This is a genomic window from Pseudomonas sp. HMSC08G10, from assembly GCF_001808425.1.
Classification (GTDB): Bacteria; Pseudomonadota; Gammaproteobacteria; order Pseudomonadales; family Pseudomonadaceae; genus Aquipseudomonas; species Aquipseudomonas guariconensis.
Map to the genome: position 1 here is coordinate 117,537 of NZ_KV793294.1, position 16,079 is coordinate 133,615.

The 16,079-nt window shown below is 65.1% G+C and carries 12 protein-coding genes; 4 read left to right on the forward strand and 8 right to left on the reverse strand.

Annotation, left to right across the window (positions count from 1 at the left end):
• Window positions 1-67: 67 nt before the first annotated feature.
• Entirely contained in the window at window positions 68-1,909 is a 1,842-nt protein-coding gene (gene ilvD / locus HMPREF3173_RS04765; protein WP_070571736.1) for a dihydroxy-acid dehydratase, read from the forward strand.
• A 141-nt stretch (window positions 1,910-2,050) separates the two neighbouring features.
• Here ilvD and HMPREF3173_RS04770 read toward each other — a convergent pair whose 3' ends face one another.
• Window positions 2,051-3,106 carry an HAD family hydrolase gene (locus tag HMPREF3173_RS04770; protein ID WP_070571737.1) on the reverse strand — a complete coding sequence of 352 codons (1,056 nt, stop codon included), beginning with the start codon at window positions 3,104-3,106 and terminating at the stop codon, window positions 2,051-2,053.
• 245 nt (window positions 3,107-3,351) lie between these two features.
• Here HMPREF3173_RS04770 and HMPREF3173_RS04775 point away from each other — a divergent pair, with 245 nt between their 5' ends.
• The gene (locus HMPREF3173_RS04775; RefSeq protein WP_043208668.1) at window positions 3,352-4,743 is read left to right on the forward strand and encodes an L-cystine transporter; all 1,392 of its coding nucleotides are present in this window, start codon (window positions 3,352-3,354) and stop codon (window positions 4,741-4,743) included.
• Window positions 4,744-4,838: 95 nt separating this feature from the next.
• Here HMPREF3173_RS04775 and HMPREF3173_RS04780 read toward each other — a convergent pair whose 3' ends face one another.
• Entirely contained in the window at window positions 4,839-5,354 is a 516-nt protein-coding gene (locus tag HMPREF3173_RS04780) for a dihydrofolate reductase (protein ID WP_070571738.1), read from the reverse strand.
• A gap of 53 nt (window positions 5,355-5,407) precedes the next feature.
• Between HMPREF3173_RS04780 and HMPREF3173_RS04785 the strand changes: the two genes are divergently transcribed.
• Both HMPREF3173_RS04785 and HMPREF3173_RS04790 read left to right on the forward strand, forming a co-directional pair.
• On the forward strand, window positions 5,408-6,799 hold the full coding sequence (locus HMPREF3173_RS04785; RefSeq protein WP_070571739.1) for a DUF2868 domain-containing protein: 1,392 nt from the start codon (window positions 5,408-5,410) through the stop codon (window positions 6,797-6,799).
• The gene (locus HMPREF3173_RS04790; protein ID WP_070571740.1) at window positions 6,792-8,156 is read left to right on the forward strand and encodes a GTPase/DUF3482 domain-containing protein; all 1,365 of its coding nucleotides are present in this window, start codon (window positions 6,792-6,794) and stop codon (window positions 8,154-8,156) included. The genes HMPREF3173_RS04785 and HMPREF3173_RS04790 overlap by 8 nt, the downstream gene beginning before the upstream one ends.
• A gap of 33 nt (window positions 8,157-8,189) precedes the next feature.
• On the opposite strand, the gene HMPREF3173_RS04795 is transcribed toward HMPREF3173_RS04790, so the two are convergent.
• From HMPREF3173_RS04795 to HMPREF3173_RS04820, 6 genes are all read right to left on the reverse strand, one after another.
• Window positions 8,190-8,741, reverse strand: a complete 552-nt coding sequence (locus HMPREF3173_RS04795) for a phosphonate degradation HD-domain oxygenase (RefSeq protein WP_070571741.1) — start codon at window positions 8,739-8,741, stop codon at window positions 8,190-8,192.
• A gap of 66 nt (window positions 8,742-8,807) precedes the next feature.
• Entirely contained in the window at window positions 8,808-9,833 is a 1,026-nt protein-coding gene (locus HMPREF3173_RS04800; protein ID WP_070571742.1) for a putative 2-aminoethylphosphonate ABC transporter substrate-binding protein, read from the reverse strand.
• A gap of 30 nt (window positions 9,834-9,863) precedes the next feature.
• A complete protein-coding gene (locus HMPREF3173_RS04805; protein WP_070571743.1) occupies window positions 9,864-11,588 on the reverse strand; it encodes a putative 2-aminoethylphosphonate ABC transporter permease subunit in 1,725 nt (574 codons plus the stop codon).
• A gap of 1 nt (window position 11,589) precedes the next feature.
• The gene (locus HMPREF3173_RS04810; protein ID WP_043208682.1) at window positions 11,590-12,654 is read right to left on the reverse strand and encodes a putative 2-aminoethylphosphonate ABC transporter ATP-binding protein; all 1,065 of its coding nucleotides are present in this window, start codon (window positions 12,652-12,654) and stop codon (window positions 11,590-11,592) included.
• 179 nt (window positions 12,655-12,833) lie between these two features.
• The gene (locus tag HMPREF3173_RS04815; protein ID WP_043208684.1) at window positions 12,834-13,703 is read right to left on the reverse strand and encodes a LysR family transcriptional regulator; all 870 of its coding nucleotides are present in this window, start codon (window positions 13,701-13,703) and stop codon (window positions 12,834-12,836) included.
• Window positions 13,704-13,713: 10 nt separating this feature from the next.
• Entirely contained in the window at window positions 13,714-15,972 is a 2,259-nt protein-coding gene (locus tag HMPREF3173_RS04820) for a heavy metal translocating P-type ATPase (protein ID WP_070571744.1), read from the reverse strand.
• Between the last annotated feature and the right edge of the window lie 107 nt (window positions 15,973-16,079).

The window sequence follows — 16,079 nt, forward strand, 5'->3', positions numbered from 1 at the left end:
TTCGGCGCAAAGGAAAGACAAGCTCACTCCCCATTTTGTGACCTGATTAAGCCGCCAGGAGTGCTTCATGCCTGATTATCGTTCCAAGACTTCCACCCAGGGCCGCAACATGGCCGGCGCTCGTGCCCTGTGGCGCGCCACCGGGATGAAGGACGAAGACTTCAAGAAACCGATCATCGCCATCGCCAACTCGTTTACCCAGTTCGTCCCAGGCCACGTGCACCTGAAGGACCTGGGCCAGCTGGTCGCCCGCGAAATCGAACGCGCCGGAGGCGTGGCCAAGGAATTCAACACCATCGCGGTCGACGACGGCATCGCCATGGGCCATGACGGCATGCTGTACTCCCTGCCGAGCCGCGAGATCATCGCCGACGCCGTGGAATACATGGTCAATGCCCACTGCGCCGACGCCATCGTGTGCATCTCCAACTGCGACAAGATCACCCCCGGCATGCTGATGGCCGCCCTGCGCCTGAACATCCCGGTGATCTTCGTCTCCGGCGGCCCGATGGAGGCTGGCAAGACCAAGCTGGCCAGCCACGGCCTGGACCTGGTCGACGCCATGGTCATCGCCGCCGACTCGTCCGCCAGCGACGAGAAAGTCGCCGAGTACGAGCGCAGCGCCTGCCCGACCTGCGGTTCGTGCTCCGGCATGTTCACCGCCAACTCGATGAACTGCCTGACCGAAGCCCTGGGCCTGGCCCTGCCGGGCAACGGCTCCACCCTGGCCACCCACGCCGACCGCGAACAGCTGTTCCTGACCGCTGGCCGCACCATCGTCGAGCTGTGCAAACGCTACTACGGCGAGAACGACACGTCCGTCCTGCCGCGCAGCATCGCCAGCTTCAAGGCGTTCGAGAACGCCATGACCCTGGACATCGCCATGGGTGGCTCGACCAACACCATCCTGCACCTGCTGGCCGCCGCCCAGGAAGCGGAGGTGGACTTCGACCTGCGCGACATCGATCGCCTGTCGCGTAAAGTCCCGCAGCTGTGCAAGGTGGCGCCGAACATCCAGAAGTACCACATGGAAGACGTGCACCGCGCCGGCGGCATCATCAGCATCCTCGGCGAACTGGCCCGCGGCGGCCTGCTGCACACCGACCTGCCGACCGTGCACAGCCGCAGCATGGAAGAAGCCATCGCCAAGTGGGACATCACCCAGACCGATGACGAAGCGGTACACACCTTCTTCAAGGCAGGCCCTGCCGGCATCCCGACCCAGACCGCCTTCAGCCAATCGACCCGTTGGGACACCCTGGACGCCGACCGCGCCGAAGGCTGCATCCGCAGCGTCGAGCACGCCTACTCCCAGGAAGGTGGCCTGGCGGTGCTGTACGGCAACATCGCCCTGGACGGCTGCGTGGTGAAGACCGCCGGTGTCGACGACTCGATCCTGGTGTTCGAAGGCAACGCGAAGATCTTCGAAAGCCAGGACAGCGCCGTGCGCGGCATCCTGGCCGACGAAGTGAAGGCCGGCGATGTGGTGATCATTCGCTACGAAGGCCCCAAAGGCGGCCCGGGCATGCAGGAGATGCTGTACCCGACTTCGTACCTCAAGTCCAAAGGTCTGGGCAAAGCGTGTGCCCTGCTCACCGACGGCCGCTTCTCAGGCGGCACCTCGGGCCTGTCGATCGGCCACGCCTCGCCGGAAGCTGCCGCAGGCGGCGCCATCGGCCTGGTGCGCGACGGCGACAAGATCCTCATCGACATCCCTAACCGCACCATCAACCTGTTGGTCAGCGACGAGGAACTGGCGCACCGCCGCATCGAGCAGGACAAGAAAGGCTGGAAGCCTGCCGAAGCCCGCCCACGCAAGGTGACCACCGCCCTGAAGGCCTACGCCCTGCTGGCCACCAGCGCCGACAAAGGCGCTGTGCGCAACAAGGCGATGCTCGAAGGGCTGTAAGGCCTGAAGGCATAAAAAAACCGGCGCCCCGTGCGCCGGTTTTTTTTGCCTGCGGTAGCCCTTCGCGGCTACCCCGTCCCACAGCCGTTGAACCTTTGTGGAAGCGGGTTTACCCGCGAACCGGACCAAGCAAGACAAGCGCTACTGAATCTGCTCCGGCGTCACGATCACCCAGTTCTTGTCCGCCGTCACCGGCAGCCCTTCCTTGGCCTGGGCCGCTGCGTTCTTGGCGATCATCCCGTTCATCTGGTCCATGTACTTGGCCTTGCGGTTGACCCACAGATGGATGCCGCCCTTGTTCACATCGACGCTGTGAAACTGCATGTAGCCATCGCTGGTGGGGGTGTCGCCGCCGACCAGCACGGGCTTTTTCCATTCGTCGATGTAGGTGAGGATGGCGGCCTGTTTACCTGCCATCCAGGTGGCCGGGGTCCACAGGTAAGGCGTCAGTTCCAGGTCCTGATTGGCCTTGGCGTCGTAGTTGCCCTCGCTGATCTGCTTGCGTGGCGTGGTCAACTGCCCGGTGGTGCGGTTCTTGAGCAACAGGCTGACGCCAATCACGTTTTGCGGTTTGACGTTGTAGCCGTACTTGGGATCGGAGGCGACCATGCGCACCAGGTCCTCGGACGCTGCGGAGATCACATACACGTCGATCCCGTTCTCCATCAGCTTGTTGTACAGCTCGGTCTGCCCGGTGAAGACCTTCGGCGGCTGTACCTCCATCTGCTTGATCTGGTCGCCGTCGTAATAGGTGGTCGGGATCGGCTTGCCGGAGGCCATCAGCTCATCGACTTGCACCTTCAATTCCTTGAGGGTGAAGCCTGAAAACACCTGGGCCACCCAAGGGTAGCAGACCATGTCGTCGATTTCGCAGAGGCGGTAGTAGTAACTGAACAGGCTCTCCCTGTGATCAGCGGTGTCCTTGAACGGGATCAGCTTCAGGGAGGGGTCGAGCTTGTCGCGGGTAATCAGCCCTTTGTTTTCCATGAACGGCAGCAGGGACTCTTCCAGGTCGAAGCGGTAACTGGTGTTGTCCATGTCGAACACCGCGTAGTTACCTTTGTTGGCATTGGCGGCGATCATGCTGTCCAACTGCTTGGCGGCCTCTGCGGGCCAGTGCTTGAGCTCGGTGGCCCAGGTCTCGACGCTCAGCAGCAGGGCCAGGCCCGCCGCGAGTACTTTCGGAGCAGACTTCATTGCAAGTTCTCCTGAACAGTGGACCTGCAACGCTAGACAAACCCCCGCCACTACAAGGGCCCGACAGCGACGTCGAACCTTCTCCACGCGCCACGTGATGTTCCAGGTGCGACGCCTTTATATTCCAGAAACGACTAAGCACATTCGATTTGGGTATAAATTCGTTTGTTTTCAGGCTGTTAGCATTTGCGTTCGCAATCGCTCAATCAGAGGCGATGCCTCTTGTGCTTTACCCTGGAGCTTCAATGAACCTGCCGTTGTCACTCAACCTGTTGGCCTTCGTGGTCTTGTTACTGGGCCTTTCGCAAACCCGCCGTACCGACTGGAGCCTGGCCCGGAAAGTCCTGCTCGGCCTGGTGCTGGGCGTATCGTTCGGTCTGGTGCTGCACACGCTCTATGGCGCGGGCCATCCGGTGCTCAAGGCGACGATCGCCTGGCTCGACCTGGTCGGCAACGGTTACGTGGGCCTGTTGCAGATGATCGTGATGCCGCTGATCTTCGCCTCGATCCTCAGCGCCGTGGCTCGCCTGCACAACGCATCGTCCCTGGGCCGGATCAGCGTGCTGAGCATCGGCATCCTGTTGCTGACCACCGCGATCGCGGCGCTGATCGGCATCACCCTGACCAACCTCTTCGGCCTGAGCGCCGACGGCCTGGTGGCCGGCGCCCAGGAAACCGCGCGCCTGCAAACCATCCACAGCGACTACGCGGGCAAGGTCGCCGACCTCAACATCCCGCAGTTGCTGCTGTCGTTCATCCCCACCAACCCGGTGGGTGACCTGGCGCGGGCCAAGCCGACCTCGATCATCAGCGTGGTCATCTTCGCTGTGTTCCTGGGCCTGGCTGCCTTGCAACTGATCAAGGACGACGCCGACAAGGGCAACCGCGCCTTGGCGGCCATCGATACCCTGCAGGCCTGGGTGATGCGCCTGGTGCGCCTGGTGATGAAGCTCACTCCCTACGGCGTGCTGGCGCTGATGGCCAAGGTGGTCGCCAGCTCCAACCTCGAGGACATCCTCAAGCTGGGCAGCTTCGTGGTGGTGTCGTACCTCGGCCTGGGGCTGATGTTCGTGGTGCATGGCGTGATCCTGGCCGCGACCGGCGTCAGCCCGCTGCGCTTCCTGCGCAAGGTCTGGCCTGTGCTGACCTTTGCCTTCACCAGCCGCTCGAGCGCAGCCAGCATCCCGCTGAACATCGAAGCGCAGACCCGGCGCCTGGGCGTTCCGCCGTCCATCGCCAGCTTCAGTGCCTCGTTCGGCGCCACCATCGGCCAGAACGGCTGTGCCGGCCTGTACCCGGCCATGCTGGCGGTGATGGTCGCGCCTGCGGTGGGCATCGATACCTTCGACCCACTGTGGATCGCCACCTTGGTGGCCATCGTCACCCTCAGCTCGGCAGGTGTAGCCGGTGTGGGCGGCGGCGCGACCTTCGCTGCGCTGATCGTGCTGCCCGCCATGGGCCTGCCGGTGGAGCTGGTGGCGTTGTTGATTTCCGTGGAGCCGCTGATCGACATGGGCCGCACTGCATTGAACGTGAACGGCTCGATGACGGCAGGCGTGGTCACCAGCCAGTTGCTCAAGCAGACCGACCAGCAGGTGCTGGCCGATGATGCCCATGCCGAGCTGAGCCATTCCTAGCGCCGTGGCGACTTCTTCGCGGGTAAATTCGCGCCCACAGGGTTGGCGGTGATCCTTGCGGGAGCGGGTTCACCTGCAAAGCAGCCCCGGTAGTTTCAAACCTTGTCCCACACCTCGAAGTGATACGCAGGCTTGCCTTCCTCGGCCTGCGGCTCACTCGACACCAAGCGCCAGTGAGCCTTGTCGAACTCAGGGAACCACGCATCCCCCTCCGGCGATAGCTCCACCCGGGTCAGGTACATGCGGCTTACCAAGCCCTTCTCCAGCGCTTGCCCGTACAACTGCGCCCCGCCGATCAACATAAGCTCGCCGACTCCCTGTTCCCGCGCCCACTGCTCGGCGCGCAGCAACGCTTGCTCCAGCGAGGCGAACACCTCGGCGCCCTGCAATTGCAGGCCCGGCTGGCGGCTGACCACGATGTTCAGGCGCCCTGGCAACGGCCGACCCAGCGAGTCCCAGGTCTTGCGACCCATGATGATGGGCTTGCCCAGGGTCGTGGCCTTGAAGTACTTGAAGTCCCCCGGCAGGTGCCAGGGCATGGTGTTGTCGATGCCGATCACACGGTTCTCGGCGAGCGCCGCGATCAGGCTGAGGGGGAGTGATGTATTCATGGTGGCGAGGATAGCACCCGGCGCCTGGGTTATGCTTTGCCCTGACTTGTGCAATGGAAGAGCTCGTGACTGCACCCACCCTATTCGACAAACGCTGGCTCACCGAAGCGGTGCGCCTGCGCGAGGAACAGGCCGGCCCCCTGGAGGATCAGGAAGCCAACCGCCGCGCCCGCCAACAAGGTGGCGACCTGGCGGCGCGCATCGAAACGCGCGCGCTGTGGCTGGCCGAACGCGATGGTATGACCCAAGCCCTGCGCCATTGGAAACAGGGCGCGCGCCTGGCCTTGCTGGCCCTGATGGTACTGGCCGTTCTCAGCGGCGCCGGCCTGGGGCTGGCGGCCCTGGGCGACGGGCAGCGCCCGGTGAATGTGTTCTGGGCCCTGGGCAGCCTGCTGGGGCTGAACCTGCTGATGCTGCTGGGATGGGCCGCCGGGCTGTTGCTGGCCGGCGAACACGACACCGGCCTTGGGCGCCTGTGGCTATGGCTCAGCGAACGCCTGGCGCGCGATGCGCAGGCCGCGCACCTGGCCCCCGCCTTGCTGGTGATGCTGCAACGCCAACGGCTCAACCGCTGGCTGCTCGGCGCGCTGGTGCATGGCCTGTGGCTGCTGGCAATGGTCGCCGCAGTGGGCATGCTTCTGGCGTTGCTGGCCACCCGGCGCTACGGCTTCGTCTGGGAAACCACCTTGCTCGCCGCCGAACCGTTCATCCATCTGACCCAGACCCTCGGCGCTCTGCCTTCGTTACTGGGCTTCGCGGTGCCCGATGAAGCCCTGATCCGCGCCAGTGGCGACACCCTGCCCGCGCTCGACCTGGCACGCCAGGCCTGGGCCAGCTGGTTGCTTGGCGTGGTGCTGGTGTACGGCTTGCTGCCGCGCCTGTTGCTCGCCCTGCTCTGCCTGTGGCACTGGCACCAGGGTCGCGCGCGTTTGAAGCTGGACCTGAACCTGCCCGGCTACAGCCACCTGCGGGAGGTGTTGATGCCCAGCAGCGAACGGCTCGGCGTGCAGGACGCCGCGCCTCACGCCCTGCCCGAGTTCCGGGCCGGCCAATTGGGCGTTCAGGATGGCGGCGCCCTGCTGGTCGGCCTGGAGCTGGATGACCAGCGTCCTTGGCCACCCATTCTGCCCAAGACCGTGGCCAACGCGGGCGTGCTGGACAGCCGCGAATCGCGCAACAAGCTGCTGGAGCAACTGAGCCGCTTCCCGCCAGCCCGCCTGGCCATCGCCTGCGACCCCCGTCGCTCGCCTGACCGTGGCAGCCTCGCGCTGCTGGCCGAACTGGCACGTAACGCAGGGGCCACACGCATCTGGCTGCTCCAGGCCCTCCCAGGCGAGCCGCTGGACGCCGATCGCCTGGGTGATTGGCATGACGCCCTGGATCGCCTCGGCCTGCCCCACGCCGACACCTCGCCCATGACCTGGTTGGAGCACGGCCATGACTGAGCCCCTGAAGCTGGCCGTGGTCGGCCACACCAACGTCGGCAAGACCTCCCTGCTGCGCACCTTGACCCGTGACGTCAGCTTCGGCGAGGTCTCCCACCGGCCCAGCACCACCCGCCACGTGGAGGGCGCGCGGCTGTCGGTGGATGGCGTGCCGCTGCTGGAGCTGTACGACACGCCCGGCCTGGAAGATGCCATCGCCCTGCTCGATTACCTAGAACGCCTGGAACGCCCTGGCGAACGCCTGGACGGCCCGGCACGGCTGGAGCGGTTTCTCCAGGGCAGCGAGGCGCGCCAGCGTTTCGAACAGGAAGCCAAGGTCCTGCGCCAACTGCTGGCGAGCGATGCCGGGCTCTATGTCATCGATGCCCGCGAGCCGGTGCTGGCCAAGTACCGCGATGAGCTGGAGGTCCTGGCCAGTTGCGGCAAGCCTTTGTTGCCCGTGCTCAACTTCGTCGCCAGCCAGCAACATCGCGAGCCGCAGTGGCGCGAAGCCCTCGCCCGTCTTGGCCTGCACGCCCTGGTGCGCTTCGACAGCGTGGCGCCGCCCGAGGACGGCGAACGGCGCCTGTACGAGAGCCTGGCCCTGCTGCTCGAGGACGCCCGCCCCGCCCTGCAACGCCTGATCGACGACCAGCAGGCCCAGCGCAAGGCACGCCAGCAAAGTGCCAAGCGCTTGATCGCCGAGTTGCTGCTCGACTGCGCCGCCTGCCGACGCAGCGTCGAAGCCGAACCTGCCGCCGAAGCCCAAGCCATCGAAGCCCTGCGTCATGAGGTGCGCCAGCGCGAGCAACGCTGCGTCGAAGCGCTACTCAAGCTCTATGCCTTCCGTCGCGACGACGCCCATGCCGGCGACCTGCCCTTGCTCGACGGGCGCTGGGGGGATGACCTGTTCAACCCGGAAACTTTGAAGCTGCTCGGCGTGCGCCTGGGCAGCGGCGTGGCGGCCGGGGCGGCCGCCGGGGCTGGCGTGGACCTGCTGGTGGGTGGCCTGACCCTGGGTGCCGCCGCCCTGGCCGGGGCCATTGCCGGTGGCGCACTGCAAACGGCGCGCAACTACGGGTCGCGCCTGATGGGCAAGCTCAAAGGCCAGCGCGAGCTGACCGTGGACGACACAGTGCTGCGCCTGCTGGCGCTGCGCCAACAACAGCTGATGGTGGCGCTCGACAGCCGCGGACATGCCGCGCAAGACAGCGTCCGCCTAAGCGAGCCGGATGAAAAAGCCTGGCGTGAGGGCAAGTTGCCCGAGGCCCTCAAGCGCGCCCGGGCACACCCCCAGTGGTCGACGCTCAACCCTGGGGCGCGGGTCAACCAGGCCGAGCGGCAGGAGCAACTCGAAACCCTGGTGAACGACCTGTAGATCTCTTCGCGGGTTTACCCGCGAAGAGTTCCTTCAGAGCAACGCCAGGGCCTTTTCCTTCAGCAGCGCCAGGTCGATCACCGGTACCCCGACTTCCTTGGCCATTTCGTCCCACTCGCGCATGCGCAGACTGACCTTGAACAACGGGTCCTGCTCGAACGCATCGGCCTCGGCATCGTTCATCACCCCGCCCTGATACTCGAGCGTGCGCCGGCTCGCTTCGCTCAGGCGGTCGTAGTAACCCGGCTGGCGCAAGGTCAGGTAGCGCTTGGCCTCGACGTGGTACTGCACCAACCGCGCCATGCGCTCGCCGAAACCGCAGCGGCGCAGGTACTCAGCCCCGATCCGCTCGTGGCTGACCACCCCATAGCCGCCCATGTCCCCTTCGCCCTCCCCGCACAGATGGCCGATGTCATGGAAGAACGCAGCCAACACCACTTCATCGTCGAAGCCCTCGGCCATGGCCAATTCGGCGGCCTGGGACATGTGCTCGATCTGGGTGATCGCCTCGCCGATGTAGTCGTCGGCGCCGTGGTGTTCGTAGAGGGCGAAGGTGGTATGGATGATCTGTTCGGGGGTGGGCATTGCTCATCTCCAGAATTAGGTACCCGCAAATGAGGGCCTGCGGCCCTCGCAAGAGACTAGCCGCGATTACTGCTGAGCGACTTTCTCCGACTTGCCGTCATAGCGCTTGCGCCACTCGCTCAGGATCTCGTCGCGGTTCTTCGAGGCCCAGGCGAAATCGTTTTTGATCAGGCGCTGCTCGTAATCTGCCGGCAGCTCGGTCTGCGGCTTGGCGATGCCAGGGGCGGCAAGCACGGCGAAGTTTTCCTTGTACAGCTCCATGGCCGCGGGGCTTGCCGAGAAGTCGGCCAGGCGCTTGGCGGCCTCGGCCTTCGGCGAGCCCTTGATGACCGCGGTGGCTTCGATTTCCCAGCCCAGGCCTTCCTTGGGCAGGACGATATCCAGCGGCGCGCCCTGGCGCTTGAGCTGCACGGCCGGGTACTCGAAGGAGATACCGATCGGGAACTCACCGGCCGCAGCCAGCTTGCACGGCTTGGACCCGGAGTGGACGTACTGACCGATGTTCTGGTGCAAGGCGTCCATGTAGGCCCAGCCCTGAGGCTCGCCGAAGGTCTGCAGCCAGGCACTGACATCCAGGAAGCCGGTGCCGGACGAGGCCGGGTTCGGCATGACGATCTTGCCCTTGTACTCAGGCTTGGTCAGGTCCTGCCAGCTCACCGGCTTGCTCAGGCCCTGCTTTTCGGCCTCAACGGTGTTGAAGCAGAGGGTGGCGGCCCAGACGTCCATGCCGACCCAGGCAGGCGGGTTGGCGGCGTCGCGGTAGTTGGCGGAGATCTTGCCCAGGTCTTTGGGCGCGTAGGCTTCGAGCATGCCGTTCTGGTCGAGGATGGCCAGGCTGGAGGCGGCCAGGCCCCACACCGCGTCTGCCTGCGGGCGGTCTTTTTCGGCCAGCAGCTTGGCGGTGATGATACCGGTGGAGTCACGCACCCATTTGATCTCGATGTCCGGGTTGGCCTTCTCGAAGGCCTGCTTGTAGCTCTTGAGCTGCTCGGCTTCCAGGGCGGTGTAGACCGTCAGTTGGGTCCCGGCGGCCGAAGCCTGCAGGCTGAACACGGCGGATACGGCAGCGACAAGTGCGAGGGGCTTGAACATGATGCGGTTCCTTACAGGGTTGGCAGTCGGTCAATGGCCGGGCGCGCGCTGGCGCCAGGCCTGGGAGCGGCGCAGCAGGCCGCGGGAAGCACCGGCCAGCAGCAGCGAAGCGGTCGCGCTGGTCAGCAGGATCAAGGTGGACATGGCGGCGGCGCCGCCCACATTGCCAGCGTCGTCCATGTTCAACACGGCGACGGCGGCGAGGATGGTGTCGGGGCTGTACAGGAAGATCGCTGCCGATACGGTGGTCATCGCCGAGACGAACAGGTAGCGGATGATATCCAGCAGCGCCGGCAGGCAGATCGGCACGGTCACCCGCATGAAGTGCTTGTACAGCGGCGCCTTGAGCGATAGCGCGGCGGCTTCGAACTCACTGTCGAGCTGGCGCAGGGCAGTGGTCGCGGTCATCTGCGCCGTGGTCAGGTAGTGGGCGATGGTGCACACCACCAGCAGCGCCATGCCGCCATAGAACACGTGCAATGGGTTGCCGTTGAGGTTGAAGAAGAACACATAGCCCAGGCCCAGGACGAGGCCCGGCACCGCCATGGGTATGAAGCTCAGCAGGCGCAGGGACTGGTTGAGCAGGCGCTGGCCCTGGGTCTTCTCCATCAGGTAGGCGCCGGTGAAGACCACGAGGCTGCCGATCAGCGCCGTGGCCAGCGCCATGGTCACGCTGTTGCGGTACGCCAGCCAGCCGCCACCGGCGGTGTCGTCGAACATATAGTGCTTGAACGACAGCGACAGGTTGTACGGCCAGAACTTTACCAACGACGAGTACACCGCCATACCGATGACCAGCAACAGCACCGCGCAGACCAGCAGCACGATGGCCAGGAAGCATGCATCACGGCGGCGCGACGGCTGGGGCTGGAACACCTGCGCACGACCGCTCATGGCATCGCCCTGGCGTCGGCGCAGCCAGGCATCGACGGTAAAGCTCAGCAACGCCGGCACCAGCAACACCATGCCGATCAACGCCCCCCGGCCGAACTGCTGCTGGCCAACCACCGCCTTGTAAGCTTCCAGCGCTAGCACTTGATAGTCGCCTCCCACCACGACCGGCACGCCGAAATCAGTGATGGTCAGGGTGAACACTAGGCAGAACGCGGCGAACACCGCTTGGCGCGTGCCGGGCCAGGTGATGCTGCGAAACGCGCGCCAGGGCCCGGCGCCCATGCTCGACGCGGCATCGAACAGACGTGCATCCGCCAACGACAAGGCCGACAGCAGGATCATCAAAGCATGGGGGAAGGTGTAGATCGCCTCGCCCAGCACGATGCCCCAGAAGCCATAGACGTTATCGGTCAGCAGCCCGCGCAACAGGCCCTGGTTGCCGAACAGGTAGACCAGCGCGATCGCCGGCAGCATCGACGGTGCGAGCAGCGGCAGCAGCGAGATGCCTCGCCACAGCCCCTTGGCGGGGATCAGCGTGCGTTGCAAGGCATAGGCGAACAGATAGGCCAGCGGAACGACAATGGCCGCGACACTGAAGGCGACCTTCAGGCTGTTGCCCAACAGCCAGTGGAAGTTCTCGCTGGCGAACAGTTCACGGGCGGCGACCAGGCCGCCACCTTGACCGGCCTCACCATTGAAGCCACGCCAGAAGATCGCCAGCAGTGGCATCAGCACGGCGAGGATGAGCAGGAGCAGCAGCAAGCACTTGCCGCCGACGACGAAGAGTCGATCGCCCAGAGCGACACCACTGCGTGGTGCCGACTTGGCCTGGGGGATCGCGACGGACAGGGGCGCGGCCATCTCAGGCAAAGACCTGCAGGCTGCGCGGCGGCAAGGCCACCCAGATGTCCTGGGACCCCAGGCGCGGCATGGCCTCTGGCGCCAGCTCCGCCAGCAGCGAATGGCCAGGCAGGGCCTTGAGCTCGAAGCTCATGCGGCAGCGGTTACCCAGGAAGGTGATCTCCTGGACCATGGCCGGGAACAGGTTCTCCTCATGCACCACCGGGTTGACGGTGATCGCCTCAGGGCGACAGAACAGTCGACCGCTGCTGCTGTGCACCGCCCCAGGGGCCAGGCGCATGTTCATGCCCCCCACCTGGGCATGGCTGTCGCCGCTGCGCTGGAAGGGCAGCCAGTTGCCCTGACCGACGAACTCGGCCACGAACGGCGTGGCGGGCTGGTCGTAGATTTCCTGCGGGGTGGCGTACTGCTCGACCTGGCCGTTGTTCATCACGGCGATGCGGTCGGCCATCAACATGGCTTCGTCCTGGTTGTGGGTCACCATCAGGGTGGTGATGCCCAACTGGCGCTGAAGCTGGCGCAACTCGGTGCACAGGTGCTCGCGAACACGTGCATCGAGTGCCGACATGGGCTCGTCGAGCAACAACAGCGAAGGCGACGGCGCCAGGGCGCGGGCCAGGGCCACGCGTTGCTGCTGGCCGCCGGACAGCTGGCCGGGGTATTTCTTCTCGCTGCCCGAGAGACCGACCAGTTCGAGCATCTGCGCCACACGATGGCGTGCCTGCTCGCGGCTACTGCCGGTCAGACCATAGGCGATATTGGCCTCGACGGTCAGATTGGGGAACAGCGCATAGGACTGGAACAGAATGCCGTAGTCACGGGCCTGGGGTGGCAAGTGGGAGATATCGCGTTCGCCGATGTACAGCTCGCCACGGTCCTGGCGCTCTAGACCGGCGATGCAGCGCAGCAGCGTGGTCTTGCCACAGCCAGAAGGGCCCAGCAGACAGACCAGCTCACCGGCGGCGATGTCCAGGGAGACATCGTTGAGGGCCGTGAAGGCGCCGAAACGCTTGTGGATATTGCGCACTTTCATTTGTGCGCCCGGGGCGGGGATAGCGTTGTTCATGACAGGGCCTCATCGAACAGATGGGGCCATGCTAGAAACTCAATGCGAAGGTTATGTGGCTGGTAAGCAAAAGCTGCCGATAGTGCCATTCACGGATTTTTGTAGTGAACTCAACGGCACTTTCACGGGAAACCCGCTCCTACAGGGTTCAGCCCCCCCCCGAAGAAGCCAACACCGATCTAGAACTGGGACCCAACCACCTCTTGCGCCACGCCCAGGAACGCCGCCGGCAATCTGGCCTGGCGCCGCTCCTTGAGGCAGTACAAGTACTCGTGCATCACCGGAGCATTCTCCAGCGTCAACACGCGCAGCTCCGGGTTATGCGGCACTTCATGGCGGGCAATGATGCTGATGCCGATGTTGCGCAGCACCGCCTCGCGGATCGATTCACGGCTGCCGATTTCCAACAGCGTCCCACCGTTGACCCCGGCCTCCTCGAGCATGCGCTCGGTCAGCTTGCGAGTGGTCGAACCAGGTTCACGCATCAACAGACAGTGCCCGGCCAGCGCGTCGATGGAAACTGCGTGGCGATGGGCCAGCGGGTGGTTGCGGTGCACCGCCACGACCAGCGGGTCGCTACCCAGCACGCGACGCACCAGACGATTGTCTTCCACCAGTTGGGAGGAGGCAGCGATGTCCACCCGGTAGTCCTCGAGCATCTCCAGCACCTGCTGGGAATTGCCGATTTCTACGGTCAGCTCCACCTGTGGCAAGCGCTCACGGAAGATCTTCACCAGGTCGAGGATGTAATAGGGTGCGGTGGCGGCAATGCGCAAACCGCCCTGGGCCTGACCACTGTTGCGCAGCTCGAACTCGATGTCGGCTTCCTGTTGCAGCAAGGCCTTGACCATCGGCAACAGTCGCGCGCCCTCCTCGCTCAGCACCAAGCGCCGCCCACCCCGGTAGAACAGCTCAACTGCGTACTGGCTCTCCAGGTTGCGGATCTGCGTGGTCACCGTGGGCTGGCTGAGCCCGAGCTTCTTCGCAGCCAAAGTGATGCTGCCCAGGCGGGCGACCATGTAGAAGGCTTTGAGCTCCGCGCTCAGCATCGAATTACCTCTATTTACGCAGCAGGCGCAAGCCGTTGAACACCACCAGCAGGCTCACGCCCATGTCGGCGAACACCGCCATCCACATGGTCGCCATGCCTGCGAAGGTGATCGCCAGGAAAATCGCCTTGATGCCCAGCGCCAGAACGATGTTCTGCGTCAGGATCGCCGCACTTTGGCGCGACAGCCTGACGAAGGCGGGGATTTTGCGCAAGTCATCGTCCATCAGCGCCACGTCGGCGGTCTCGATGGCGGTGTCGGTGCCGGCCGCCGCCATGGCAAAGCCGATCTCGGCGCGGGCCAGGGCCGGCGCGTCGTTGATGCCATCACCGACCATGCCGACACGATGCCCTTGGCCGTACAGTGCCTCGATGCTGCCGAGCTTGTCCGCCGGCAAAAGGTTGCCTTCGGCGCGGTCGATGCCCACCTGGGCGGCGATGGCCTGGGCGGTGTGGGGATTATCGCCGGTCAGCATGACAGTCTTGATACCCAGCGCATGCAGCTCGGCGATGGCCTCGCGGCTACTGTCCTTGACCGTGTCCGCCACGGCGAACAGCGCCAGCGGTCCGGAGCCGTCGAGCAGCAGCACGACGGTCTTGCCCTGGCGCTCGAGCTGGTCCAGGTCGGCCTCCAGAGCCGGCGAGCACAGGCCCAGCTCCTCGACCAGGCGATGGTTGCCCAGGTGATACAGGGTGCCGTCGATTTCGCCCCGCACGCCGCGACCTGCCAGGGCGGTGAACTCACGCACGTCGCTCAGCTCCAGGGCCTGCGCCTGGGCATGCTGGGCGATGGCGCCCGACACCGGGTGGTCGGAGCGCGCCGCCAGGCTTGCCGCCAACGCCTGGGCGCGGCCTTCGAACAACGGGTCGAGCACCTTGCTGTCGGTTTGTACCGGCTTGCCATGGGTGATGGTGCCGGTCTTATCCAGAGCCAGGAAGTCCAGCTTGCGCCCGCCTTCGAGGTACACGCCGCCCTTGATCAGGATGCCCTTGCGCGCCGCCGCCGCCAGGCCACTGACGATGGTCACCGGGGTGGAGATCACCAGGGCGCAAGGGCAGGCCACCACCAGCAGGACCAGCGCGCGGTAGATCCAGTCGAACCAGGCACCGGCCATGAACAGCGGCGGAATGATCGCCACCGTCAGGGCCACCGCGAACACCGCCGGGGTATAGATGCGCGAGAACTGGTCGACGAAGCGCTGGGTCGGCGCCCGGGCGCCTTGGGCCTCTTCGACGGCCTTGATGATGCGCGCCAAGGTCGACTGCCCTGCCGCCGCAGTGACCCGGTACTCCAAGGCACCGGCCTGGTTGATGGTGCCGGCGAACAGCTTGTCGCCGACAGCCTTTTCGACCGGCAAGCTTTCGCCGGTGATCGGCGCCTGATCGACGCTCGATTGCCCACTAACCACCTCGCCGTCCAGGCCGATGCGTTCACCAGGGCGCACGCGCACCAAGGCACCGATAGCCACATCCCGCACCTCGACCTCACGCCATTGGCCGTCAGCCTGCTGCACCGTGGCCAGGTCCGGGCTCAGTTGCATCAGCCCACCGATGGCATTACGGGCGCGGTCCAGCGAGCGCGCCTCGATCAGTTCGGCGACCGTGAACAGCACCATGACCATGGCCGCCTCCGGCCATTGGCCGATCAGCACGGCACCGGTCACGGCGATGCTCATCAATGCATTGATGTTGAGGTTGCGGTTCTTCAGGGCGATCCAGCCCTTCTTGTAGGTGCCCAGGCCACAGCCGAGGATGGCTGCCAGCGCCAACAGCGCCACGACCCACTCCGGAGCCTTGCCGGAGAAGTGCACGAGCTCGGCGGCGATCGCCGCCACACCGGACAACGCGAGCGGCCACCAGCGGGTCTGGTGGACCTGGGGCGCAGCTGGGGCATCATCACCCTCACTGCTCACAGGCTCGGCCTTCATTCCCAGGCTGTCGATGGCCTGCTCGATCTGGGCCGTACCCTCCAGCGTGTGGTGCACGCCGAGCACGCGGTTGATCAGGTTGAATTCCAGTTGTTCGATGCCCGCCAGCTTGCCGAGCTTGTCCTGGATCAGGCTCTGCTCGGTCGGGCAGTCCATGGCCTCGATGCGGAAACGGCTGAGCCGCGCCTGGCCACTGGCCCTCTCGGTCAATTGCACCCTGGCTGGCGCGGCACTGGAGCTGCAGCAACCGTGACCATGGGAGGCATGGCTGTGCGCCTTGTCGCCATGATCGTGATCATGGCCGTGGTCATGCTGATGTTCGGGGCTGACAGGCTGGTTCATGGAATCATCCTTAACGTGAGCGCTGACCTCTGCAGGTATCCACAGAGTGGGTTGTTGCCAAGTGAACACCCTGTAGCCACTATAGGGTCAAGCCCCTTTCCTGGAGA

Coding starts and splice junctions, on each gene's coding strand:
- ilvD (WP_070571736.1), top strand. CDS start 68: ATGCCTGATTATCGTTCCAAGACTTCCACCCAGGGCCGCAACATGGCC.
- HMPREF3173_RS04770 (WP_070571737.1), bottom strand. CDS start 3,106: ATGAAGTCTGCTCCGAAAGTACTCGCGGCGGGCCTGGCCCTGCTGCTG.
- HMPREF3173_RS04775 (WP_043208668.1), top strand. CDS start 3,352: ATGAACCTGCCGTTGTCACTCAACCTGTTGGCCTTCGTGGTCTTGTTA.
- HMPREF3173_RS04780 (WP_070571738.1), bottom strand. CDS start 5,354: ATGAATACATCACTCCCCCTCAGCCTGATCGCGGCGCTCGCCGAGAAC.
- HMPREF3173_RS04785 (WP_070571739.1), top strand. CDS start 5,408: ATGGAAGAGCTCGTGACTGCACCCACCCTATTCGACAAACGCTGGCTC.
- HMPREF3173_RS04790 (WP_070571740.1), top strand. CDS start 6,792: ATGACTGAGCCCCTGAAGCTGGCCGTGGTCGGCCACACCAACGTCGGC.
- HMPREF3173_RS04795 (WP_070571741.1), bottom strand. CDS start 8,741: ATGCCCACCCCCGAACAGATCATCCATACCACCTTCGCCCTCTACGAA.
- HMPREF3173_RS04800 (WP_070571742.1), bottom strand. CDS start 9,833: ATGTTCAAGCCCCTCGCACTTGTCGCTGCCGTATCCGCCGTGTTCAGC.
- HMPREF3173_RS04805 (WP_070571743.1), bottom strand. CDS start 11,588: ATGGCCGCGCCCCTGTCCGTCGCGATCCCCCAGGCCAAGTCGGCACCA.
- HMPREF3173_RS04810 (WP_043208682.1), bottom strand. CDS start 12,654: ATGAACAACGCTATCCCCGCCCCGGGCGCACAAATGAAAGTGCGCAAT.
- HMPREF3173_RS04815 (WP_043208684.1), bottom strand. CDS start 13,703: ATGCTGAGCGCGGAGCTCAAAGCCTTCTACATGGTCGCCCGCCTGGGC.
- HMPREF3173_RS04820 (WP_070571744.1), bottom strand. CDS start 15,972: ATGAACCAGCCTGTCAGCCCCGAACATCAGCATGACCACGGCCATGAT.